At 66.7% G+C, this 24,581-nt stretch carries 18 protein-coding genes and 2 pseudogenes; 16 read left to right on the top strand and 4 right to left on the bottom strand.

Annotation, left to right across the window (positions count from 1 at the left end; translation table 11 throughout):
* Positions 1-4: 4 nt before the first annotated feature.
* Positions 5-1,870 (top strand): sensor histidine kinase, encoded by a 1,866-nt coding sequence (locus tag BLU54_RS00645; RefSeq protein WP_328586092.1) that lies wholly within the window; start codon positions 5-7, stop codon positions 1,868-1,870.
* Positions 1,871-1,922: 52 nt separating this feature from the next.
* Here BLU54_RS00645 and nadE read toward each other — a convergent pair.
* Positions 1,923-2,717 (bottom strand): annotated as a pseudogene (nadE, locus tag BLU54_RS00650) (ammonia-dependent NAD(+) synthetase).
* A gap of 174 nt (positions 2,718-2,891) precedes the next feature.
* Positions 2,892-3,314 (bottom strand): annotated as a pseudogene (locus tag BLU54_RS00655) (CinA family protein); the annotation flags it as partial.
* A gap of 387 nt (positions 3,315-3,701) precedes the next feature.
* Between BLU54_RS00655 and BLU54_RS00660 the strand changes: the two are divergent.
* From BLU54_RS00660 to BLU54_RS00680, 5 genes are all read left to right on the top strand, one after another.
* The gene (locus BLU54_RS00660) at positions 3,702-4,802 is read left to right on the top strand and encodes an enolase C-terminal domain-like protein (protein WP_091903557.1); all 1,101 of its coding nucleotides are present in this window, start codon (positions 3,702-3,704) and stop codon (positions 4,800-4,802) included.
* Positions 4,803-4,833: 31 nt separating this feature from the next.
* Positions 4,834-5,877 (top strand): hypothetical protein, encoded by a 1,044-nt coding sequence (locus tag BLU54_RS00665; protein WP_235837728.1) that lies wholly within the window; start codon positions 4,834-4,836, stop codon positions 5,875-5,877.
* Positions 5,841-6,536 (top strand): gluconate 2-dehydrogenase subunit 3 family protein, encoded by a 696-nt coding sequence (locus tag BLU54_RS00670; RefSeq protein ID WP_407919383.1) that lies wholly within the window; start codon positions 5,841-5,843, stop codon positions 6,534-6,536. Before BLU54_RS00665 ends, BLU54_RS00670 begins: the two co-directional genes overlap by 37 nt.
* Positions 6,496-8,184, top strand: a complete 1,689-nt coding sequence (locus tag BLU54_RS00675; RefSeq protein ID WP_091903558.1) for a GMC family oxidoreductase — start codon at positions 6,496-6,498, stop codon at positions 8,182-8,184. Before BLU54_RS00670 ends, BLU54_RS00675 begins: the two co-directional genes overlap by 41 nt.
* A 209-nt stretch (positions 8,185-8,393) precedes the next feature.
* Positions 8,394-9,386, top strand: coding sequence for a carbohydrate kinase family protein (locus tag BLU54_RS00680; RefSeq protein WP_091903560.1), 993 nt, complete (start codon positions 8,394-8,396; stop codon positions 9,384-9,386).
* Positions 9,387-9,831: 445 nt separating this feature from the next.
* Here BLU54_RS00680 and BLU54_RS00685 read toward each other — a convergent pair whose 3' ends face one another.
* The gene (locus tag BLU54_RS00685) at positions 9,832-10,377 is read right to left on the bottom strand and encodes a PRC-barrel domain-containing protein (protein ID WP_091903562.1); all 546 of its coding nucleotides are present in this window, start codon (positions 10,375-10,377) and stop codon (positions 9,832-9,834) included.
* A 350-nt stretch (positions 10,378-10,727) separates the two neighbouring features.
* On the opposite strand from BLU54_RS00685, the gene coxB reads away from it, so the two are divergent.
* From coxB to BLU54_RS00720, 7 genes are all read left to right on the top strand, one after another.
* A complete protein-coding gene (gene coxB / locus BLU54_RS00690) occupies positions 10,728-11,720 on the top strand; it encodes a cytochrome c oxidase subunit II (protein ID WP_091903564.1) in 993 nt (330 codons plus the stop codon).
* Between the two features lie 8 nt (positions 11,721-11,728).
* Positions 11,729-14,008, top strand: coding sequence for a cytochrome c oxidase subunit I (gene ctaD, locus BLU54_RS00695; protein ID WP_091903566.1), 2,280 nt, complete (start codon positions 11,729-11,731; stop codon positions 14,006-14,008).
* Entirely contained in the window at positions 14,001-14,606 is a 606-nt protein-coding gene (locus BLU54_RS00700; RefSeq protein WP_091903569.1) for a cytochrome c oxidase subunit 3, read from the top strand. The genes ctaD and BLU54_RS00700 overlap by 8 nt, the downstream gene beginning before the upstream one ends.
* Positions 14,603-15,037 carry a hypothetical protein gene (locus tag BLU54_RS00705; RefSeq protein ID WP_091903571.1) on the top strand — a complete coding sequence of 145 codons (435 nt, stop codon included), beginning with the start codon at positions 14,603-14,605 and terminating at the stop codon, positions 15,035-15,037. Before BLU54_RS00700 ends, BLU54_RS00705 begins: the two co-directional genes overlap by 4 nt.
* Entirely contained in the window at positions 15,019-16,518 is a 1,500-nt protein-coding gene (locus tag BLU54_RS00710) for a c-type cytochrome (protein WP_235837730.1), read from the top strand. Before BLU54_RS00705 ends, BLU54_RS00710 begins: the two co-directional genes overlap by 19 nt.
* Before the next feature lie 137 nt (positions 16,519-16,655).
* A complete protein-coding gene (locus tag BLU54_RS00715) occupies positions 16,656-18,950 on the top strand; it encodes an FdhF/YdeP family oxidoreductase (protein ID WP_091903572.1) in 2,295 nt (764 codons plus the stop codon).
* Positions 18,951-19,021: 71 nt separating this feature from the next.
* On the top strand, positions 19,022-19,267 hold the full coding sequence (locus BLU54_RS00720) for a hypothetical protein (protein WP_170844960.1): 246 nt from the start codon (positions 19,022-19,024) through the stop codon (positions 19,265-19,267).
* 70 nt (positions 19,268-19,337) lie between these two features.
* Here the strand turns inward: BLU54_RS00720 and BLU54_RS00725 are convergent, their stop codons facing one another.
* The gene (locus BLU54_RS00725) at positions 19,338-20,672 is read right to left on the bottom strand and encodes an MFS transporter (protein WP_091903573.1); all 1,335 of its coding nucleotides are present in this window, start codon (positions 20,670-20,672) and stop codon (positions 19,338-19,340) included.
* Positions 20,673-20,790: 118 nt separating this feature from the next.
* Here BLU54_RS00725 and BLU54_RS00730 point away from each other — a divergent pair, with 118 nt between their 5' ends.
* Genes BLU54_RS00730 through BLU54_RS00740 form a run of 3 tightly spaced genes read left to right on the top strand, consistent with a single transcriptional unit; the run spans position 20,791 to position 24,531 of the window.
* On the top strand, positions 20,791-22,134 hold the full coding sequence (locus BLU54_RS00730; RefSeq protein WP_091903574.1) for an FAD-dependent oxidoreductase: 1,344 nt from the start codon (positions 20,791-20,793) through the stop codon (positions 22,132-22,134).
* 10 nt (positions 22,135-22,144) lie between these two features.
* Positions 22,145-23,848, top strand: a complete 1,704-nt coding sequence (gene ilvD, locus BLU54_RS00735; protein ID WP_211435274.1) for a dihydroxy-acid dehydratase — start codon at positions 22,145-22,147, stop codon at positions 23,846-23,848.
* Positions 23,848-24,531: a GntR family transcriptional regulator gene (locus BLU54_RS00740; protein ID WP_091904448.1), complete on the top strand. Its 684-nt coding sequence runs from the start codon at positions 23,848-23,850 to the stop codon at positions 24,529-24,531. Before ilvD ends, BLU54_RS00740 begins: the two co-directional genes overlap by 1 nt.
* Positions 24,532-24,581: the final 50 nt, after the last annotated feature.

Below are 24,581 nucleotides of genomic sequence, written 5' to 3' on the forward strand. Positions count from 1 at the left end.
CGCGGTGCCCGGCGCGCGCGTTGCCCGGCGACGGGCAGGCCGCGCCGCGGCATGGTTGGCGGGCTGCCTGCTCATCGTGCTTGGGTGGCTGTCGACGTCCGTGGCGCTCGCGGCGTCGGCGGCGGGCGGCGAAACGGCGCCCGACCTGTCGTTCAAGCATGCGCTGTTCGCGCCAGCCGCGGGCGCCATGCCGCCACGCGAAGGCTGGACGGCAGTGCGCCTGCCCGATAACTGGCGGCGTAGCCATCCCCGACTGGCGGGCTTCGCCTGGTACCGCATCCCGTTCGATCTGCATGCGCCACCGGAACAGCCGATGGTGCTCTTCGTGCCGCACGTTGCCTTGGCCGCCGAATTCTGGTTGAACGGTTCGCTGCTCAACCCCGGCGTGCGCTTCGATGGTCCGGACGGCAGCCTGGGCGCACGCATGGCCGATGAACCGGTGCATTTGATCCTGCCGACGGGGCTGTTTCGCAGTGGCCGCAACGTTCTGGAAATACGGTTGCAGGGCAGCGAGAAAGTGCGCAGTGGCCTGTCGGCGATACGCCTGGCTCCCGAGCATGCGGTCCGCAGCAGCTGGCGCTGGCGTTATGCGATGCAGGTGGTCATCCCGTACGCGATGTTGGTGGTGCTCGGCGCGGCCCTCTGCTTCCTGGCTGCGCATATCTGGTTGCAGCGACGTCTGACGGTGGTGCACCTGCTGCTGATGGTGGCAGTCATCTCGACCACGTCGTACACGTTCCTTGAATTGCCGATCATGCGCGGCGAGGAGCAGACGGTCCGCGTCGGCATCACTACGTCGATGTACTGGATGCTGTGCGTGTTCGGTTACCGGATGAGCGGCGTGCGCATCCGCGGCCTGCTCTGGGTGATCCACATCAGCTCCGCGTTGACGCTGCTCGCGGCGCTGGCGCTGACCATCGCCGGCGAGGCCAGCGACCGGCTCTGGCTGATCACGTGGCTGCACGTTGCGGTGCGAGCGGTCGTGGTCGCGCTGCTGTTGCGTCATGCGTGGCAGCGGCGTTCGACCAAGCTCGCATTGCTGGGGCTGACGGCCGCGTTGTGGTTGGTGACCATCGCGCAATCGAACCTGATCCTGATGGAACTGCTGCCGTGGGACGCTTTCCGGTGGAGCATCGTCGGCGCCGCGCCGTTTTGCGTGGTGCTGCTGTTCTTCTTCGCCGAGCGGTTCATCCTCGACCGCGACAAGGCGGCCTCGGAGCAGCGCGCGGCCATTCAGGCGGAACGCAACCGCATCCTGCAGGACATGCATGACGGCATGGGCTCGCACCTGATCACCGCCTTGCATCTGGCGCGCCGGGAAGACGTCAACCGTGCCGAATTGGCGCGCACGATCGAGGAGTCGCTGCAGGACCTGCGTCTGATCATCGACTCGCTGGACCTGACCGAGCAGGACCTGCTGCCGCTGCTCGGCAATCTGCGTTTCCGTCTCGCGCCACGCTTGCGCGCGCTCGGCATCACGCTGGAGTGGGATGTCCGTCCGCCCCTGCCCGAACTGGACTACCTGACGCCCGACTCCGCCCTGGCAGTGTTGCGCATTGTGCAGGAAGCCATCAACAATGCGTTGCAGCACGCCGCCCCGACGCACATCCGGCTCAGCGCACGCGCCGACGGCGACGCGGTGTACGTGCAGGTCGTCGATGACGGGCGAGGCTTCGACGGCGCGCCTCGTTCGACCGGGTCGCGGGGCCTGAGCGGAATGCGGTTGCGCGCGGCCCGTCTACAGGCCGCGCTGTCGATCGACAGTTCCTCGGCCGGCACCGAAGTGACGTTGCGCCTGCCGGTCAGCCTGCACGCCGTCGGCGGCGAGATGGCGCGCGGCTTCGCCTGGCGGCGGACCGGCGCCGCCTAGCGCGCCGCCCGCCCCAGGCGACCGGACAGATCGGCCACGCCGCCGCGTCTGGTCACGGAGCGACGGGCAGCGCGCGCTTGTGATGCGTGCCTTCGTAGAAGCGCATGATGGTCCGGTAGATCGTGTCGGGGGTCGACTTGCCTTCGAGGAAGTCGTCGATCTGCGCGTAGGTCACGCCATAGGCATCCTCGTCGGGCCGCTGCGGTGTCAGCGTTTCCAGATCCGCGGTCGGCACCTTCAGCGACAGCGCTTCGGAGGCGCCCAACGCTTCGGCCAGCGCTCGCACCCTACGTTTGTTCAGGCCGGCGAGCGGCGTGATGTCCGCCGCGCCGTCGCCGAACTTGGTGAAGAAGCCCATCAACGCCTCTGCGGCGTGATCGGTGCCGATCACCAGACCGCCGACTGCACCGGCAATCGCATACTGCGCAATCATCCGCTCGCGCGCCTAGATGTTGCCGAGCACGAAATCCGCGTGCGCGTCGTCCTTGAACGCCACCTTGGCCTCGCGCAGCGACGCCAGCATCGCGTCCGATGCGGGCTTCACGTTGACCGTCAAGATCTCGTCGGCGCGAATGAATGCCAGCGCGCGCTGCGCATCGGCTTCGTCCGCCTGGGCGCCGTACGGCAGCCGGACCGCGTAGAAGCGCGCGGCGTGACCCTGTTGCCGGGCGCGCTCGCAGGCAAGCTGCGCCAGCCGCCCGGCCGTCGTGGAATCGACGCCGCCGCTGATGCCAAGCACATACGCGTGCTGGTTTGCCTTGAGCAGGTAGTCGCGGAGGAAGTCGATTCGGTGTGCCACTTCCTCTGCTGCATCGAACTCCCGGCTGACACCCAGCTCGGCGATGATGCGCGATTGTTGCGCCCGTTGCTTGGCATCGGCGGCCGCGGTTTCGCGGCTTGCGCTGGTCGTGCTGGTCGTGCTGGTCGCGCTGGCTGCCTCGCTGCGTGCGCGGCGATGGTACTGCTCGATACGCGCAAGACCGTAGCGGGCGGCGGCGTGGCGGATCTCGTTGCGTTCGCCATCGAAGCGGGTGGTCTCGCTGAAGACGCGCGGCAGTCCGCTGGCGCTGTCGCGAATGGCCCAGGCAAAACATTGCGTGCCGGCCGGCGGACCCTCGCCGTCGGGCGGGGCTTCCGCCAGGCCAGTGTTGGCGACGGCGATTTGCGCATCGGTGCGTGAAAGCGCGCCTTCGGCCATCTCGCGGGCGACTTCCTCACTGGTCAGGCCATAGCGTTCGATGGTCAGGTGCGAGACGCCTGCGACGTCACGCTTGACGTCGGGAGAGTAGGTGACGAGTGCGCCCTCGAACCATTGCCCACTGCCGGACAAATCGCCGATGAGTGCCGCCATCAGACCGGCGGTGCATGACTCGACAGTGACCAGCCGTAGCGAATTGTCGGTCATGAAGCGCGCCAGACCGCGCAGATCGAGTGCTTCGGACATCGTCTCCTCCTCGTTTTGAGAACCATGCGGCCAGGGCCGCAATCAGGCACTTGCTGCACGTACCGTTCCCGCCGCCAGATCGCTGCCGGGTCGGCCGTCGCGAGCACATGCCTTGGTTGCTCCTCGGTGGCAAGTTGTCGCCAGCCGTATCTTGTCGGTGCCTTCGACCGCCTTACGGGCTCGACTCTTGCAAAGCCGAAGGGACTGAGCGCGCGACGGTGCGGCAAGCGTGCTTGCAGCGCCGTTGCATTGCACTCGGTCGTCTTGCACTGCGGTTGTATTGCCAGGGCGGCCGCATATTGGAAGTCGTCTCGTCGGCCGCCGCTTTGCCGGCCAGCGGTTGCCCCTGCAGTGTCCTTCTCGATCGTTTACACGAGTGCGCCTCCAATGCCGAATACCGTCCCAATCGACGCACTGCGCGTATCCGCCTACCGCATCCCTTGCGATGCGCCGGAAGCGGATGGCACGCTGACGTGGCGCGCCACCACGCTGGTCGCTGTCGAACTGGACGCGGGCGGCCACACCGGTGTCGGTTACTCGTATACCGATTCGTGCGTGGTGGGTCTGCTCAACGACACGCTGGCCGACGCGATACGCGCGCAGGATCCCCTTGCTCCTCAACGCGCTCACCGAGCCCTGCTTCACGCGGTACGCAATCTGGGTGGGAACGGTCTGGCCATGGACGCGCTCTCCGCCGTCGACTGTGCGCTGTGGGATCTGAAGGCGCGCCTGCTCGACGTACCGCTTTGTGTGTTGTTCGGTGCCGTGCGCGATGCGGTGCCGATCTATGGCAGTGGCGGTTTCACCAGTTACGACGATGGGCAATTGGCAAAGCAGCTCGCGGACTGGGTCGAGCGAGACGGCTGCCACGCCGTCAAGATGAAAATCGGCGCCGAGATCGGACGCGATCCCGCGCGAGTTGCAATTGCGCGCCGCGCGATCGGCGACGCTGCACTGTTCGTCGATGCCAACGGCGCGCTGACACCGCGCACGGCACTGGCGTTCATCGAAACAGTGGCGCGGCATGACGTGCGCTGGTTCGAGGAGCCGGTCTCGTCCGATGACGCGTCCGGACTACGTCGGGTGCGCGATGGCATCGGCGCGCGCGGCCTAGCGGTGGACGTGGCGGCCGGCGAGTATGCAGCCACGCCGGAAGCGTTCCGCACGCTGCTGAGGACCGAGGCGGTCGACGTGCTGCAAGCCGATGCGACTCGCTGTGGCGGGTTCACCGGTTTCCTCGCGGCGGCGGCGCAGGCCGACGCGGCCCACACCGATTTCTCGGCGCACTGCGCCCCCGCCTTGCACCTGCACGTCGCGTGCGCGGCGCCTAGACTGCGCCACATCGAATGGTTCCATGACCATGTACGCGTGGAGGCGATGCTGTTCGACGGCGTACCGGTGCCGGCGGCCGGTGTCATCCGGCCGGATCTGAGCCGCGCGGGCAACGGCCTGACATTGCGCGCCGGGCTGGCCTGTCGCGTGGCCTAGCGTCGAATATCGAAAAGGAGAGCCGCAGGCGATGACAAGCAACAGAAGTTTGATGTGGATCGCGACGGGCGCGGCTGCCGCCATGGGAGGCGTTGCCATACTCTGGCAGGACGCGCGGTATCGCCGCGGTCTGCCGCGCGGTGACACGGCGCTGGTCGACGCGGCACGCAAGCTCAACCGCAGCGCCGGTGTGCTGGCCACAGCGGTGCTCGCCGACAGCGGGATGGAACACCTGCGCGGCGATTTCGAACGACCGGCGATGTACGCGCCGCTGGTTGCCGCGGCGCTGTCGCTGCTGGCGAGCGGCCATGGCGTGGCCGACCGCCGCCGCGAAGCGCATTGGCTGCGCGACCCGGCGTATCTGCTTGCCGCCGTGACCGGCCTGGCGGGAACCGGCTTTCACCTGTACAACGTCGGCAAGCGCCCCGGCGGCTACAGCTGGGAGAACCTGTTCTACGCGGCGCCGATCGGCGCGCCGTCCGCGCTGGTGTTGTCCGGCATGCTCGGCGTGCTGGCCGAACGGGTGCGTGATGCGGCGCCGCAGCCAGCGCCGCACGTGTTGGGCGTCAGCGCCGCCGACGCGGTGGCGGCGCTCGCGGCAGGCGGCCTGCTGGGGACTGCCGCGGAGGCGGCACTGCTGCATTTCAGGGGTGCGTTCCAGCATCCGGCAATGTATCTCCCGGTGGCCGCGCCGCCGCTTGCCGCGCTCATGTTGGCCGCCGCCGCTGTTCTGGACGATCGGACGCCGCGCTTGCGCTGGTGGTCGCGCGTGACGCTCCGCTTCACGGCGTTGCTCGGTTTCGCCGGCAGCGCGTTCCACGCCAACGGCATTGCCCGCAGCATGGGTGGCTGGTCGAATTGGCGGCAGAACCTGCTGGCCGGGCCGCCGCTGCCCGCGCCGCCGAGTTTCACCGGTCTGGCGATGGCGGGACTTGCCGCGCACGAGTTGCTGCGCGAACGCAGCACCCGGGGCGACGCGCACGGACGGCAGGCGCTGACCGATCGCGCGGCGGCGCGTGCCTTCGCGCCTTTTTCGCGATGGCGCGGCGCGCGCCGCGATGGAGCGGCGACATGAGCGAACGGATCCGCCGTTACCCCGGCTATGACGTGATGAGCAAGCGAGACGGTCCGTCGTGGAACGACGCGACGCGTCACGCCATCGACGCGCGCCGCGCGCCGGTGCGTGGCCCACGCCTGTTGACGCAGGAGCAGTGGCAGGTGCTGTGCGCCGCATGCGCCCGCATCGTCCCCCAGCCGACCGACCGTCCGCCGGTGCCGCTGCCGGACCTGGTCGAAGGGCGACTGTTCGAGCGCGGTAGCGACGGCTATCGCGACGCGCGCCTGCCCGCGCCGCTCGACGCCTATCGGCTCGGCTTGGACGCGCTCGACGTCGCTGCCCGCGAACGCCATGACAGCGGTTTTGCGGCGCTGGGCGGCGCGGCGCAGGATGCGTTGTTACAGGCTGCGCAGGACGGCGCGCTGGACGGCCCGGCGTGGAAAGGCATGCCGTCGGCGCTGTTCTTCTCCGAGCGCTTGGTGCACGACATCACCAGCGCGTATTACGCCGATCCGGTCGCATGGAACGAGATCGGTTTCGGCGGTCCGGCCAGCCCGCGCGGCTACGTGCGGATGAACTTCAACAAGCGCGACGCATGGGAAGCCGCCGAAGCAAGCGACGCGTCCGACAGCGCCGATGCACGGCGCATCGAGGAGAAGAATCGACGTGTCCGATAATCCGTTTCTCGACGCTCTGGAAAAACCGCGCGGCGTCGACGGCCGCGCACCTGACGTGTTCCGCGCTGGCGGCTGGGTGCCGATGCGTGAATACCCGGACGACGAGACGGTCGATTTCGCGATCGTCGGTACCGGGGCGGGTGGCGGCACGCTGGCCTGCAAGCTGGCCGAAGCGGGCTTCCGCGTGGTCGCCTTCGACGCCGGTGCGTGGTGGCGGCCGACCGAGGAATTTGCGTCGGACGAGTCGCATCAGCAGAAGCTGTTCTGGAACGACGAACGCATCTGCGATGGCGACGATCCGCTGAAGCTCGGCAGCAATAACAGCGGCAGGGCGGTGGGCGGCAGCACCGTGCATTTTGCGATGGTGTCGCTGCGCTTCCGCCCCGAGTGGTTCAAGGCGCGGTCGCTGCTCGGTTACGGCGCGGACTGGCCGATCGACTGGCGCGAGATGTGGTCGTACTACAAGCAGGTCGAACAGGCCTTGAAGATTGCCGGCCCGGTGCGCTATCCGTGGGGACCGAAGCGTCCGCGCTATCCATACCGCGCGCACGAAGTGAACGCCGCGGGACTCGTGCTGGCACGGGCGGCGGAGGCAATGGGCGTGGCCTGGGCACCGACGCCGTTGGCAACAGTGTCCGCGCCGCGCGAGGACGCGCCACCCTGCGTCTATCGCGGCTTCTGCGTGACCGGCTGCGCGACGAATGCCAAGCAGAGTGCGCTGGTCACCTGGATCCCGCGTGCGCTGGCCGCGGGCGCCGAAGTACGCGACTTGGCGATGGTCGGACGTATCGAGACAGGCAGCGACGGGCGTGCCACCGGCCTGCACTATCATCGCGGCGGCAAGTGGCGTTTCCAGCGTGCGCGCAACGTGGTGGTTGCGGGCTACGCAATCGAAACGCCGCGCCTGCTGTTGAATTCGGCGAGCGCCCGTCATCCCGACGGATTGGCCAACAGCAACGGGCTGGTCGGCCGCTACCTGATGGTGCAGACCAATCACGCCGCATGGGGCAGCATGCGCGACGAGATTCGCTGGTACAAGGGGCCGCCGTCGCTGGCCTTGTGCGAACACTGGAATTACGAGGATCGCGGCAAGGATTTCTTCGGCGGCTACAGCTTCATGAGCCAGGGTCCGTTGCCGGGTGCCTGGGCGGAAACGCAGACCGGCAACCGCAAGCTGTGGGGCCGGGCACTTGTCGATGCGATGACCGACTACAACCATCAAGCCGGCCTCAAGATGGTTGGCGAGACGATGCCGCAGGCCGACAACCGCGTGACCCTCGCGGACGAGCGCGATGCCTATGGCCTGCCGGTCGCGCGCGTGACGTGGTCGATGTGCGACAACGACCGGCGCATGGTGGCCCACGCGCTGCGCTTCATGAGCGATGGACTCGCTGCCGCCGGCGGCAGCGATATCTGGTGCGAGACGGACAACACGTGCCACTTGAACGGGACCGCGCGCATGGGCAGCGATCCGCGCGAAAGCGTGGTGAACGCCGATTGCCGCAGCTGGGACATCCCGAATCTCTGGATCTGCGACGGATCGGTGTTCCCAACGGTGGGGGGCGTCAACCCCTCGCTCACGATCCAGGCGCTGGCGTGCCGCACCGCCGACCGGATCCGGGTCCTGGCCGCGCGCAACGAACTGTAGCGGACAACGAGGCGACGGCCTTACGTGCGGCGCACGACGCAGATGGGCGCTGCGCTGGCACGGCCGGTGCCGCGCGGACGAGGTGCGCACCGTGGCGCAATGCGGTCGGACGATTGAAACAGGGCTCGGGTAAGTCCGGTTGTCGAGCGGGACCGTCGCTTGCAATACGCTGGTAAAAGGCGTCGCACGTACGGAAGCGGAGGCAGGGGATGATTCTCTCGATCGGCAGCATCAACGCGGACTTCCAGATGCGGGTGGACGCAACGCCGGGTGGCGCCGATACGCTGCTGGCGCGTGACTTCATCCGCTCGTCCGGCGGCAAGGCTGCGAATACCGCTTACATCGGGCGCCGATATGGTCACGTGTCGCGTCTGTTCGGCAGAGTCGGCGATGACGATCTGGCAGGGCAGGCGTTGTCGCCGCTTGCGGCAATCGGCGTCGACCTCGCCGGCGTTGGACGCGCAACCGGCGTCGCGACTGCAGTGTCGATGATCGAGGTCGCAACCGACGGTTCGAAGCACGCCGCCCTTGCGCTGAACGCAAACGACACGTGGGACGAGACTTCGCTGGCGGTGTTGCGCGGGAATCTGGACGAGGCGATGCAGGCCGGCGCCGCGGTTCTCGTGCTCGATTTCGAGATCGCACCGCGCGCGGTCTCGGCCGTGCTGGACGTGTATCGCCGCCGACGCGACAACGGGCATCGCCTGGTGCTCGATGCCTCGCCGACGCAAAGACTGTCCGGGCCGGTCCTCGACTATGCGCTGCGCGGTGCCGACGCGATTGCCGTGAACGAAGAAGCCTTGGCCACGCTGACCGGTTTCCGCGGCCGCGACATGCGAAGCATGAGCGCTGCGGCCCGGGCACTGCGCGCGCGTGGGGTGCGGCTTGCCTGCATCAAGCGCGCCGACGGCGGCTGCATCGCGCAGTTCGACGATGGCGCGAACGGACGGGTGCGCACCCTGTGTGTTCCGGCGGCATCCGTGACCGAGGTCGACCGCACCGGCGCCGACGACGCGTTTGCAGGCGTGCTCGCGGTGGCGCTCCACGAGCGCCTCGACGCCGACGAAGCCGTAATCCTGGCTACGGCGGCATCACGGCACGCCGTCACTGTCTACGGTTCGCAGGCCAGCTATGTGGATCGTGCGGCGCTCGCGCCGCTTGTCGAGCGGTTGCGGCGCAACGCTTACGATCTTGATGGGTAAGTGTGCCGAGTGAGCGTGCTGAGGGAGTGTCATGAGTGAGCGTGATGCGTGAGCGGCGCCCCCGCTCTGATGCGGTCAAGTTGACCGCAGCGACGCAGCCGCCGACCGGACCCGGCGCGTGCGCCGGGCGCTTACCGGCACGGCACGAGCGCAGTGACAGCGGCGTGCGTCGAGCAGGTGGCCACGCATGCGGGCCTCCGCTTCCAACGCAAGCAGGCGGGAGGCGACGGCACCGCGACGGTGGCAGACGGTAACGCGTCGCGGCATGACGCACGGCGGTGAGCAACCGAGCACCAGCACATCGCGATGTGTTGGTGCTCTCCCGCCGCAACAGGCCACGCCGAGGCTGCGTCGTGGCCCGGGGACGCCCGGCCTGCCGGCCATGCGCGTCCGACAGTGTGGGTCGGTACGCGGCCCACACGCGCCGCCGGCGCAGGCTGGCGCGTCAGAACGCGCCCGGCACGTTGCGGTTGGTCGGCGACAGCGGATCCGCCGTTATCGAATCGCGCGGCAGCGGCTCGGTGCGGAGCGGATCGATATCGGTGTCGCTGACTCGGCGGTCCCAGTAGGGATCGGTCTTGTAATAGTCGTGCACTTCAGTGGCCCACTGCGTGTCCGCCATTGTCGGCCAGTTGTCCTTGTCGAAGCCCGGCGCGGCGCGCACGGCTTCGCTGCTTACATTCACGTGGAAGCATTTGCGGTCCGTGTCGAGCGTCAGCGCCTGCCATGGAATCGCCAGCAGCTTGTCGCCGATGCCGAGGAAGCCGCCACTCGACAGCACTGCGTACGCAATCCGTCCGCTGCCGACATCAAGCATGATGTCCTTGATGCTGCCGACGTCGTCGCCGTCCGCGCTGATTACGGTATTGCCCTGTAGGGAATCCGCCGCCATCACCCAGGGTCCCGGACCGTCGGCGGTTGCGCTGCCCTTGCCAATGATCGTCGCACCTTCGCCGGTCGTGCGGTTCAGCGGATCGTTCGTGGTCTGCATGATTGCTCTCCTTGCTCTGGTTGCGGGCCGACGCCGAGCGTCGGAATCGACGTGCTACACAAACGAGGATGCAACGCGTGTTCCCGCTCAATCGTGTCGGGTCGCCCTGTCGACTGGTCCTCATGGCGCAAGCGCCGTGGCAAGTTTTGTAAGGTACGGCGCCAGCGTGAGCCGCAGATTCGGGGCGTCTCGATGCCGTGACCGCGACGCCTGAGCGAGCGTCCAGGAATTTTGCTATTACTGCTGTAGCAGCTACCGACTTCTTCCTTCACATATTGCGCACAGTGCCATTTCTTCGCTCCGCTCCCCGGCCCTTGTGTGCGTTCGCAATCGGCCGCGCGATAGGGACCATGCTCGCCGCGCTGTCATGGCTGGCAGCGTCGCCAGCGGTAGCGGCCGCGGCGCCGCTGAGCTATGTCGTCGACGCAGCCGGGCCGGCGGCTCGGCCGGCACTGTGGCTGGTCTGGGGCGTTGGCGCCGTGTGCGTGTTGGTGTGCCTGATCGTGGCGCTGCTGCTGGTCGGCGCGCTCGCCCGGCGGCGACCAGCTCGCGAGTTCGGTCAACTCGAACGCAGCGGCCGCGGCGTGAAGTGGATCTATTTCGGCACCGCACTGTCAGTGATCGCCCTGCTCGGCATCGTGGTGGCGATGCTCGTGGCACTGCGCGCCGTGTCGCGGCCTGCCGTCCCAACGGAGCTGGCGGTGCGCGTGACCGCGTACGACTGGTGGTGGCGAATCGACTATCCGGCGTCGCCGGACGCACCGGCGTTCGTCACGGCTAACGAATTGCACATTCCGGTCGGTGTGCCAGTGCGCATCGACCTCGACAGTGCCGACGTGATCCATGCGTTCTGGGTGCCGGCGCTGGCCGGCAAGACGCAAGCCATTCCCGGACAAACGAATCGCCAGTGGTTGCAGGCTGATCGACCGGGCGTCTTCAGAGGCCAGTGCACGCAGTTCTGCGGTGCGCAGCACGCGCACATGGCGTTCGAAGTGATCGCGGAGTCTCCGGCGGCGTTCCAGCGATGGCGTGCGGCCCAGGCGTCCACCGCCGCACCGGTTCGCGATCGGCTGGCGCTGCGTGGACAGGCGCTGTTCGGGCAACTATGCGCGGGTTGTCACGCGGTGCGCGGGAGCGGCACGACCGGCCAACATGCGCCGGACCTGACGCACCTCGGCAGCCGCCGCATGTTGGCCGCGGCCACGCTGCCCAACGACGCGGCGCATCTTCGCGACTGGCTGCGGCACACGCAGTCCATCAAACCCGGCGCGCGCATGCCGGACTTCGATTTGCCGGAGCCCGAGCTCTCGGCACTGATGTCTTATCTCGCAACGCTGAAATAGGAATTCAGATGGCTTCTCCAGAGTCCGGCAGCCACTCGCAGGGCGCGGTGCCCGATGCGCAGGGTGACACGCCGCATCGTCGGGTGCCGCGGTTGGGCGTCGTCGCGCGGGGCTCAGCCGCCGAGCAGCGCTTGCGCGACACCTGGGAGACGGCGCCGGGCTGGCGTGGCTGGCTGTCGACCGTCGATCACAAGACCATCGGCCTGCGCTACCTCGTCACCGCGTTCCTGTTTCTGATGGTTGGCGGGATCGAGGCGCTGATCATGCGCGTGCAACTGGCGCGGCCGGACCAGACGCTGCTGACGCCGGAACAGTACAACCAGCTGTTCACGATGCACGGCGTGACGATGATCTTCCTCTATGCACTGCCGATCCTGTCCGGCTTCTCGAATTACCTGTGGCCGCTGGTGCTCGGCTCGCGCGACATGGCGTTCCCGCGCCTGAACGCGCTGTCGTACTGGACCTTCCTGTTCGCCGGCTTGTTGATGTATGCGAGTTTCCCGTTGGGCGAGGCGGCCAATGCCGGCTGGTTCAATTATGTGCCGCTTGCGAACCGCGCCTTCAACCCCGGGCCGAACATCGACGTCTACGCGCTCGGCATGGTGTTCCTCGGCGCCTCGACCACGATCGGGGCCGCGAACTTCGTCGTTACGCTGTTCCGCATGCGCGCGCCAGGTATGTCAGTGAACCGGCTGCCGGTGCTGGTCTGGGGCACGCTGGCCACCTCGCTCGCGAACCTGGTCGCCGTACCGGCGGTCAGCCTCGCGTTTTTCATGCTGTGGCTGGACCGCCAGTTCGGCACGCACTTCTTCGACGCGGTGAACGGCGGCCGCCCGTTGCTGTGGCAGCACTTGTTCTGGATGTTCGGTCATCCGTGGGTGTACGCGATCGTGTTGCCAGCGATGGGCATCGTCTCCGACGCGCTGCCCACCTTCTGCCGGCGTCCGCTGGTCGGCTATGCGCCGGTCGCGATCTCGACGATGGCAACCATGCTGATGGGTTTCGAGGTGTGGATCCATCACATGTTCGCAACCGGCATCGCAACACTGGCCTTGTCGTTCTTCGGCGCCGCGAGCGTCGTGATCACCGTACCGAGCGCCGTTGCGGTGTTTGCATGGCTAGCCACCATCTGGACCGGGCGGCCGGTATTTCGCACGCCGTTCCTCTACTTTGCCGCGTTCATCTTCCTGTTCGTGGTCGGCGGCGTGTCGGGCGTGATGACCGCCGTGGTGCCGCTCGACTGGCAGCTCAACGAAACGTATTTCGTCGTTGCTCACCTGCACTACGTGCTGCTGGGCATCAACGTGTTCCCCGTGTTCGGCGGCCTTATCTACTGGTTCCCGAAATTCACCGGGCGCATGATGAGCGAGCGCCTCGGGCGATGGACGTTCTGGATCGTGTTCGTGGGCTTCAATCTGGGCTTCTTCCCTATGCATGTGTCCGGACTGCTCGGCATGCCGCGTCGCATCTACACGTACAGTGACGGGATGGGTTGGAACACCGCCAACCTGCTCACCTCGATCGGCTCGTTCGTCTTCGCGATTGGCGTGCTGCTGTTTGTCGTGAATGTGCTGTGGAGCCGTCGGCACGGCGCCGTTGCCGGCGACAATCCGTGGGATGCGCCCACCCTCGAATGGTCGACGCCGTCGCCGCCGCCGCCCTACAACTTCGCGGTGGTGCCGATCGTCGCCAGCATGTACCCGTTGTGGGAGGACCGTCTCGAAGACGCGAAGCGGCGCGGGCTGGACGAAGAGGCGCCGACTTCCGCCCGCGTGCCGGCGGCGGATCGCGTCGCCCAGCTGCGAACGGCATCGCAGGCCGATGCCAGCCCGGACGGCAGTGCTGACGCGCGTGAAGCGGCCGCCGCCGATGCCACCCTCACACGCGACGCGCCAGTCGGCGAACACGATGCGCGACGTGCCGACAATGCCGCTCCCAACGAAGAAGGGCGCGAACGCGGCGCCGCCAAGGAAGCGCATGAGCGATCGTCGCTGCAGCGCGGGTTCGTGCTCGACCAAGGGCGCGAGGCCTTCGCCACCACGCTGCTGTATGCCCGGCCCGAAGCGATCCTCAAGATGCCGGGCGACTCCTATGCACCGCTCTTCCTCGCACTGGCGGGCCTGCTGCTCGGCATCGGCCTTTTGCTGCACGCATGGTGGATGGCGGCGCTGGCCGGGCTTGGCGGTGCGATCGCGCTGATCGCGTGGCTGTGGCCGGAGCGCGCGCTGGGTCAGACCTGCGCGGCGCCCGATGCGGTCCGCCCTGCGCCGGAGGTGCCGCATGGCTGACTTCGATCCCAGCGATGTCGGCGCGTTGCCGGTCGGCAGCGCCGGACAGCGCGCCGGCGGCTGGTGGGGCGTCTGGACATTGATCGCGACCGAGGCAGCGCTGTTCGGTTATCTGATTTTCTCTTATCTCTATCTGGCCCTCGACAACGCCGCGCAATGGCCACCGGACGGACTGCCGAAGCTGGCGCCGGGGCTGCTCGGCACCGGCTTGCTGCTGGGCAGCAGCGTGGTGGTATGGGCGGCCGAAAAGCTGGCCGCGCGTCGTCACAGGATCGCGAGCGCTGCGGCCCTGGCGGTCGCGATCGCGATGGGTGGGGTGTTCATCGCGATCCAGTTGCACGAATGGCACGACCATCCCTATGGTCCCGCGACGCATCTGTACGGCTCGCTGTATTTCACCATCACGGGTTTCCATCTGGCCCACGTTGCGGTCGGCCTGCTGGCGCTGGCCGTGATGCTGGTCTGGGTCCTGCTCGGTTATTTCGACGAGCGCCGCCATGCGGCGTTGACCATCGGTGGTGCGTACTGGCACTTCGTTGACGTCGTGTGGCTGTTGATCTTCGCGACCCTTTATCTCAGCCCCTATCTGATCCGATGAACACGCCGCACGAATCCGAAAACACCACGCCCGGGCCGGAGAAACGCGGCAACGCACTGCCGACCGCGCTGCACGTTGGCACGGGTCTGTTCGGCGTGCCAGCCGTTTGGGTCTTGCAAGTGCTGTCGAGCCAGACCCTCGCAGCGTACGCGTGTTATCCGCACCGCACGCCACTCGTCGATCCGAAATGGTCGGGGCTGACCGCTCAGCTGTTGCTGTTGAACGTGTTCTGCGTCGTGCTCGGCGGCGCCGGTGCATGGTATGCGTGGCGTGCATGGGGCAAGATGCGTCGCGAGGCGGCCGAGGACGAACCGGGCCCGATCCGCTTTCTGATGCATGTTGGTTTCCTGATGGGCGTCGTCTTCGGCATCGCGATCGTGTTCACCGCCGCGGTGATGATGGTCATGAACGAATGTGGAACCACCCAATGATGCCGGCGCGCATGCGAGGCGTCGCCGCGGCGCGCAGGATATTGGCGAGTGCGCTGCTCGGCATCGGCGCGCTGAGCGGCAGCGGGCTCGCTACGGGGTCGCAGGCCGCGCCTGACGCGGCACCGGCCGCGACGCCCGTGCGACGGCCGACCACGCCGCCCGTGGCAGGCGCGGCGGCCAGTGCCGTCACCTCGGCGAGCGCCGCCCCCGCAGTCGTGCAGGCCGCAGCGCAGCCAGCGCGGGTGCCCGCGTCGGCGGCACTTGAAACGCTGGCCGTCCAGCGTGACGCGCAGGTCGCGCGCGGTCGCTATCTCGCGTTGGCCGCCGACTGCGCCGCATGCCACAAATCCGACGCGAACGTACCGTTCGTAGGTGGCGCGCCGCTCAATTCGCCGTTCGGGAAGATCTATGCGAGCAATATCACGCCCGACGCCGAGACGGGCATCGGCCGCTACACGCGCGACGACTTCGAGGCCGCTTTGCGTCGCGGCATCGCGCGGGGCGGCAAGCGCCTCTACCCGGCGATGCCCTATGCGTCCTTCGCACGCATGAGCGATGGCGATATCGATGCGCTCTACGCGTACTTCATGAAAGGCGTCGTGCCTGTGCAGCACGTCGTTCCGGCGACCCGCCTGCCGTTCCCGTTCAATCAGCGTTGGGCGCTTGCGCTATGGGACGGCATTTTCGTCGAGCACCAGCGCTTCGTCCCCGACCGGTCGCGAGATGCATTGTGGAATCGTGGCGCCTATCTGGTTCAAGGCGCCGGTCACTGCGGGGCATGTCACACGCCACGCGGGCCCGCTTACGAAGAGCGGGGCTATGACGAGTCGTCGCGTCGCTACCTCACGGGCGCGGTGAACGACCACTGGTTCGCGCCGAACCTGACCGGCCGTGCGGCGGACGGTCTGGGGCGCTGGAGCGAGACTGAGTTGACCCGCTTCCTGGCGACGGGTCACGGCAACGGTGCGATCGCCTTCGGCGCCATGGGCCCGGTCGTCACCGAGAGCCTGCAATATCTGGAACAACGCGACGTCCAGGCGATCGCGCATTACCTCAAGTCGCTGGCGCCGCGTGGCGGGTCCACCGCGCGCTACGCGTCGGCTTCGTCCGAGGCACAGCGCAGCGCCGCCTGGCTGCAGAGCGGCTCGGTCGAACTGCCGGGCGCAGGCCTTTACGCGAATTTCTGTGCGCGGTGCCATCGGATCGATGGACGCGGACAAGACGGTTACCCGGCGCTGGCGGGCAGTTCTCTTGTCTTGGCCGACGATGCCACTTCGCTCGTGCGCCTGGTGCTCGAAGGCGGACACAGCCCCGAGGTGAATGGCATGCCGCGCGTCGCGATGCCGGCTTTCGGCCAACACTTGAACGACGAGCAGATCGCCCAGGTGGTTGGCTTTGTCCGGAACAGTTGGGGCAATCGTGCAGTGCCGCCGACGACCCGCGCAGTGACGCGGCTGCGGGCAACGCTGCGCAAACAGTAAGCATCCCGAAAGCTGTTTCTCGAATCAGCGCACGCGGCGTGAGCGAACCCACGGTCCGCGCCCGCTTTTTGCTTGCTTCCCTCCATCGGATTGCCCTGTCTGAACAGGCTCGGCCGCGCCGCATATCGGGAGGGGACATGCAGAAAGATTCAGTGGAAGACGCCAAATTCGAGGAATACACACAGCCCGCCGGTGGCTGGGGTTCCGCGGCAGCGGTAGCGTCCATCCTGGCGAAGGAACACGTGCTGATCGACGGCGCTCGCATTCTCCGCAAGCAGAACAAGCCGGACGGTTTCGCATGCGTCAGTTGTTCGTGGGCCAAACCGGCCGATCCGCACCTGTTCGAGTTCTGTGAAAACGGCGCAAAGGCAACGGCATGGGAGATCACCAGCCGTCGCGTCGAGCCCGGCTTCTTCGACAAGCACACGGTCACCGACCTCGAAAGCTGGACCGATCACGAACTGGAATCGATCGGGCGGCTGACCGCGCCGATGCGTTACGACGCGGCCACTGACAAGTACGTACCGGTGGAATGGCAACAGGCGTTCGACGATATCGGCGCGGAACTGCGCAGCCTGGACCCCAAGTCCGCAGTGTTCTATGCGTCGGGCCGCGCGTCGCTCGAAACTTCCTATATGTACCAGTTGATGGCGCGGATGTATGGCAACAACAACCTGCCGGACAGCTCGAACATGTGCCACGAGTCGACTTCGGTGGCGTTGCCGAAGACCATCGGCGTCGGCGTCGGCACGGTCAGGCTCGACGATTTCGAGAAGAGCGACTGCATGCTCTTCTTCGGCCACAATACCGGCACCAACGCGCCGCGCATGCTCCATCCGTTGCAGGAAGCCCGCAAGCGTGGGGTGCCGATCATTACGTTCAATCCGCTGCGGGAACGCGGCCTTGAACGTTTCGCCAATCCGCAGTCGCCGCTGGAAATGCTCACCCCAAAGCAGACGCAGATCAGCACTCAGTACGTGCAGCTGAGGCTGGGTGGCGACACGGCAGCCGTGATGGGGATGGCCAAGTGGATCATCGAAACCGACGACGGAGCCGCCAGGACTGGCGGGCGTCGGCTCGTCGATACCGCTTTCATCGAGCAGCACACCAGCGGCTTCCAGGCCTTCGCCGAGGCCGCGCGTGCCAGCAACTGGGACGAGATCGAACGCGAGTCCGGCGTGAGCCGCGGCGAACTGGAGGCCGCGGCGCGCACGTATGCCAACGCAAAGGCCGCGATGATCCTGTATGGCATGGGACTGACGCAGCATCGCGAAGGCGTGCGCAATGTCCAGATGTTGACCAACCTGCTGCTGCTGTGCGGCAACATCGGCAAGCCCGGTGCCGGCATCTGTGCGATCCGCGGCCATTCGAACGTGCAAGGGCAGCGGACCGTCGGCATTACCGAGAAACCGGAACTGGCGCCGCTCGACAAGCTGGAGTCCCAATTCCGCTTCACCGCGCCACGCGACAAAGGCTTGAATACGGTGGAAGCGTGCGAAGGCATCCTGGATGGCAAGGTGAGGGCGTTCGTGATGTTGGGCGGGAATTTCGTACGCGCGGTGCCCGACCATCACCGGATCGAGCCGGCCTGGAAGAAGATGCGCCTGACTGTCCAGGTGCTCACGAAGCTGAATCGCAGCGCCATTATCCACGGACGCAAGTCCTATCTGTTGCCGTGTCTCGGCCGCATCGAGATCGACAAGCAGGCGAGTGGGCCGCAAGCGGTCACGATGGAGGACAGCACCGGCTGCATGCACGGATCGAAGGGAATGGCTGACCCTGCCAGCCGACACCTGTTGTCGGAGCCTGCGATCGTGGCCGGTATCGCGAAGGCGACGCTGCCGCCCAATCCGTCGGTCGACTGGGATGCGTGGGTCGGCGACTATGCCCTGATACGCGACGCGATCGCGGAAACCTTCCCCGATATCTTTCACGACTTCAACGCTCGCATGTGGACACCTGGCGGCTTTGCAAGACCGCTCGGCGCTCGCGAACGTGTCTGGAAAACCGAAAACAAACGTGCCAACTTCATCACGCCGGATGGCTTCGATGCGGACCCGGACATGAAGTCCAGCGGCCCGGATGTGTTGCGCTTGATGACCACGCGGGGCGACAGCCAGTTCAACACCACCGTGTATTCGCTCGACGATCGCTTTCGGGGCGTCTTCGGCACGCGCCGCGTGCTGATGATGAATCAGGCCGACATCGACCGCCTGGGTCTTGCGGCAGGGCAGATCGTCAGCGCCCGCACCGATGCGCATGACGGTTTCGAGCGCCAGGTGGACAAACTGCGCGTCGAGCCGTTCGACATCCCTGCCGGTTGTGCGTTCGGCTACTACCCGGAACTCAATCCGTTGATACCGCTCTGGCACCACGCGAAGGAAAGCAAGGTGCCGGCGGCGAAGTCGGTGCCGATCCGCATCGTGGCCTGAGCCGATGCGGTAAACGCCACGCGGCCAAATTTTCCCTCATCCCACTTACATCAACGCTAGAGGAATCTGTAATGAATCGAATCAGCAAGCGAATTTCGGCTTTCACGGCCCTCGCCATCTCGGCCGCTGCGCTGAGTTTGCCGGCGCAGGCAGGGTGTCTGACCGGCGCGGCGGTTGGCGGTGTGGCCGGGCACGTGGCCGGCAAGCACGGCGTGATCGGTGCGGCCGGCGGCTGCGCGGTTGGTCACCATATGGCGAAGAAGAAGGAAAAAGAGAAGGCCCAGCAACAGGCGGCCCAGAACGGTCAGCAGAAGTGATTCGTGCCGCATGGCGCGCGGCGTCTCTGCGAGCGGGACGGCGTGCGCCGCGCGGCGGCACCGGCAACGCTCAGTGCCGCGCCGGTGCCGCCAACGCCGCAGCGTTCTGCGGTTTGGATGAACGGATGCAGGCGGATGCGACGATGCCGGCAACCACGCAGGCCGCGATGAAGTACCAGCCGTACGTGTAGTCCTTTCTTCCGGTCGCGTCGACGACCACCAGCGCCGCAAAGATCTTCGCCGAGAAGGCGGCGACGAAGTAGCCGGCACCATTCACGAAGCCCATCGCCTTGCCGTAGACCTCTGGCGAGAAGATTTCCGCCGGCAGCGCCAGGAAAGGGCCCCATGCCATATTGCCGAAGAAGCCCATCCCGCACAGCGCCACGGCAAGCAGCAGCGGGTCCGCGTGTTGCAGACTGCCAAGCAGCACGACGAACGGCGCCAGGCCGACGAAACAGATCACGATCATGATCTTGCGATTGCCGCGGAACACCTTGTCGGACAGGTAGGAAGACAGGAAGCTGCCGAGCGCGCCAGCGACGAAGTACAGGCTGCTCCACCATCCCATCGTTTGCAGCTTGAAACCGAATACGTCCGAGAGATAAAGCGGTATCCATGTCAGCGCGCCGTACAGCGTGATCTGCATGACGATATCCACGAACACGACGGCGACGTAGGTCGGATTGCGCAGCAAGCCGAGCAACGGCACGGAACCGCTCGGCGCGATGGCCTGGCGCACATTCGCATAATCGCCCTTGCGCAGCACGCCGGCTTCGATTTCGTCGCGGTATGCATATTCAAGATCGTCATCGGTCGCGCGCGGATACTGCTCGGGGCGGTCATACACCGCAAACAAAATCAGCAGCAACGGCAGGACGCCCATCGCCCCGGTGACATAGAACACGATGCGCCAGCTGTCGGCATGCGCGGCGAACTGAGTTGCCAGCACGCTGGCCCATGCGGGCGTCAGGATCCACGCCCAAGCCAGGACCGTCTGCGCGCGGGCGCGGCCCTCGCGGTTGAACCAACGCATCAGGATCCGCGCCGACGGCACGTATTCGGTACCCACCAGCACGCCGAACAGCGCCATCCGCCACAGGTATTCCTCGCGCGTCTGGAGCAAGCCCATGTACATGGTCATCACCGACCAGGCGATCACCGAAAAGATCAGCATTCGCTTCGCGCCGAAACGGTCGGTGAGTAAGCCCGACACATATTGCGACGGCCCATAGAACAGCAGCATCAGAAACGCCCCGGTACCCACGTCCGTCGTGGTGAGTCCGATGTCATGCGCGATCGACGGGGTAAGCACGCTGCTCTTGACCCGGTCGAGATACTGAATGCTGTATGCGACGAACAACACGATCGCGATCAGCCAGCGGTAGGGGATGCGTCTCGGCTCCATGCCAGGTCTCCTCCATGTCCTTGTTATCTAGAAGTATCTTGCTAGTATGTCAGTAAGATGTTGACAGAATACGAACCGTATCGATAGAGTGTCAACAACAATTTCCAAGGAGGCCGGCGTGGCAAACAAACACGGAGACGCGCTTGATCGGCGCCCGGGCACGACCATCGAAGCGGACGTGCTGGTGGCTGGCGGCGGCGCCGCCGGACTCGCCGCGGCGGTGACGGCAGCGCGCCAAGGCTGCCGGGTGGTGCTTGCAGAACGCTATGGATTCTGTGGCGGCGGCGCCGTGGCTGGCCTGTCCGGCACCGTTTGCGGGCTGTATGCCGCGTCCGATCGCGACAGCGGCCCGGTTCAGCTGGTGCACGGCTTTGTCGACGAATTCATCGCGTCGATGCAGCGGCGCGGCGGGCTGAGTGCACCACTGCGTTACGGCAAGACCTGGACGCTCGTGCACGACCCGCTGATCTGGCGCGAGGTCGCCGACGCGCTGTTGCGCGAAGCCGGGGTGCAGGTGATCTACCACGCCACGGTCGCCGAGGTGCTGGCCGACGGCGACATGGTGCGCGGCGCGCAACTTGTCACCACGCAGGGCAAGGTGCGCGTGTTCGCGCCGGTGACCGTCGACGCCAGCGGTGACGCGAACCTGGTCGCGATGGCGGGACGCGACACGACGATGGGCGACCACGGCCGGGTGCAGAACCCGACCATGATCTTCCGGCTCGGCGGTGTCGACGTGCCGCGCTTCCTGGCGCACTACGGCGACGACACGATCATGCCCGCCGAGGTATCGGCCGCCATCGTGGCGGCGGGCGAGGCGGGCTACCGGCTGCCGCGCGCGAAGATCTGGCTGTTTCCGACGACGCGGCCCGGCGAGCTGCTGTGCAACTGCACGCGCGTCACGGGCGCCGATGGGCGGGAGCTGAATCCGGTCTACTACCGCGACTTCACCGAGGCGGAGTTCGAAGGCCGGACGCAGATGCGCGAATACGCGCGTTTCTTTCGAGACACGCTGATCGGCTGCGAGCAGAGCTGGGTCAACGACAGCGGCGTGCAGGTGGGCGTCCGGCAAACCCGCCAGGTGGTCGGCACCAGCACGCTGCGCAATGCGGACATCCTCGCCGCGAGCAAGTTTCGAGATGGTATCGCCCGCTCGCCCTGGCCGATCGAACTGCACAGCGGCAGCCGGCCGCGGGTCGAATGGCTGCTGGATGACTTCTACGAAGTGCCGCTTGGCTGCTTTGTCCCGGCAACGGGGGACGGTTTGCTCGTCGCCGGACGTTGCCTTTCCGCGGAGCATGAAGCCGTCGCTTCGGCCCGGGTCACGGCCCAATGTTTTTCATACGGCCACGCGGTCGGTCACGCGGCGGCGCTGGCCGTCCGTGGCGCAGCGCGCGTTCGCGACATACCCGGCGAAGACATACGCGCGCTGTTGAACCGCGACGGCGCGCAACTCCACTAGGACCTAGATGATGAACAAGACCAAGCTCCGCAGCGAATTCACCCCCGGAACCACGCGCTGGGCGGTACGCCGCGCGCAGTGGCTCGCCATGGGATTGTCAGAGAGCGACTTTCACAAGCCGAAGATCGCGGTGGTCAACTCGTCGAGCAAGCTGTCGGTCTGCTACCAGCATCTGGACGCGGTCTCCGTCGTGGTCCAGGACGCGATTCGCGCGGCCGGTGCCGTGCCGTTCGAAATCCGCACGGTCGCCCCGTCTGACTTCGTCACCAGCGCGGGCAAGCAGGGCCGGTATCTGATGCCAACGCGCGACCTGCTGGTCAACGACATCGAAGTGCAGGTCGAAGGCGCTGAACTCGACGGCATGGTGCTGCTGGCGTCGTGCGACAAGACCACGCCGGCACAACTGATGGCCGCCGGCCGCCTCGACGTGCCCAGCATCGTCGTGACCTGCGGTTTCCAGCTCGGCAGCGAGTGCGGCGGCGCCCACGTGGACATCGAGGAAGTCTATAAATCGGTTGGCGCGTACAAGGCCAAGAAGATCACATTGGCCACCTTGACGGACATGACGTGCCACGCGATCAAGGGCCCCGGCGTCTGCGCGGGACTGGCCACGGCCAACTCCATGCACTGCATGGCGGAGGCGCTGGGCATGGCGCTGACCGGCAACGCGCCGATTCGCGCTGGCAGCGACGAACTGATGGCCTATGCGGCGCGTGCCGGCGCGGCCATCGTCGGGCTGGTCGAACGCGACATCCGACCGCGCCAGATCATGACCGCGGCGGCGTTCCGCAATGCCGTGCGCACCGCCGTCGCCATTGGTGCGTCGGTCAACGTGATGCGGCATCTGCTGGCGGCGGCGATCGAGGCGGAGTGCGACATCGACGTGATCGCCGCGTTCGAAGAAGCGGCGCAACACGTCGGACAGATCACCCGGGTCCGGCCGAACGGCCCGGACCGCATCGAAGACTTTGCCGCCGCAGGTGGGTGCGCAGGCGCGATGAAGCAACTCGCGCCGGTGCTCGACACCTCGGTGTTGACAGTCACGGGCGATACGCTCGCCGAGAATCTGGCCCGGCAGCCCGCGCCGGACGAGGCGGTGATCGCGCCGCTGGCCGAGCCGTTCCGCGCCGAGCCCGGGCTGATCATCGTGCGCGGCAATCTGGCGCCGGACGGGGCGGTGGTCAAGCTCTCCGCGGTGCCGGCACACGTTCGACGCTTCGTCGGCCCCGCGGCAGTGTTCGAAGACGAGAACGATGCGATCGCCGCCATCGAGCAGAGTAGAATTGCCCGCGGGTCGGTGGTGGTACTGCGCATGCTGGGACCGAAGGGCGGCCCGGGCACCGTGTTCGCGGCCAGTTTCATGGCCGCGCTGGTGGGCGCGGGGCTGGGCGACGCAGTGGCGGTGGTCACCGATGGCGAGCTGTCCGGCCTCAACAGCGGCATCACCATCGGCCAGGTAATGCCCGAGGCGGCCGAGGGTGGTCCGCTGGCCGCCGTGCAGGATGGCGACACCGTGGTGATCGACCTGAACCGCTTCACGATCGACCTCGAGCTGTCGGCGCAGGTGCTGAAGGACCGCATCGCCGCGCTGCCGCCGCTGCCGCCGACGACGGAAAAGGGCTGGCTCGCCATGTATCGACAACTGGTGCAACCGCTTTCTCGCGGTGCCGTGCTCGGGGAGCGTGGCGCGCGCCGCTCACCTGAGACTGAATGATGAATGGACCCGTTCCTCTTCCTGCCCCCGCCCATGCCGACCTGGACGAGCAGAGCCTTGCCGATCAGGCGTACGCGCAGATCGAGGAACGGATCGCGACCCTGAGCCTGAAGCCCGCCCAGATCGTCTCGGAAAACGGGCTGTCCAAGCTTCTCGGGCTGGGCCGCACGCCTGTCCGGGAAGCCCTGCAGCAGCTCGCACGCGAGGGGCTGGTGGTCATCATGCCGAAGCTGGGCATCATGGTTTCGGAAATCGACGTGCGCAAGCAGCTGCGTCTGCTCGAAGTGCGCCGGGAAGTCGAGCGACTGCTGGTCGGCGCGGCGGCCAGGCACGCGGATCCGACACAGCGGACGGCATTCGCCGCGCTGGCCGACGCCATGCTCGCGGCTGGGCAGGCGAACGACGGCGAAGCCTTCCTCGCGTTGGACCGTCGCTTCAATCGTCTGCTGCTCGACAGTGCCGGCAACGAATATGCGAGCGCAACGATGAAATTGATGCAGGGGCTGTCGCGTCGGTTCTGGTTTGCGCATTACAAGCGATTTGCCAACCTGGCCGAGACGGCGCGCCTGCATGCAACCATTGCTGCTGCGATCGCCGATGGCGCGCGCGACGCCGCCCGCGCTGGCCTCGACGCATTGATCGACAATGTCGAGGCGTTCACCCGTGCGACGCTCGACTCCTGAGCACGCGGCGGCACCGCGGTGACGGTCCAGCCGGATAGGGCGCCGTGGCG

This window comes from Chitinasiproducens palmae, from assembly GCF_900095735.1.
Lineage (GTDB): Bacteria > Pseudomonadota > Gammaproteobacteria > Burkholderiales > Burkholderiaceae > Chitinasiproducens > Chitinasiproducens palmae.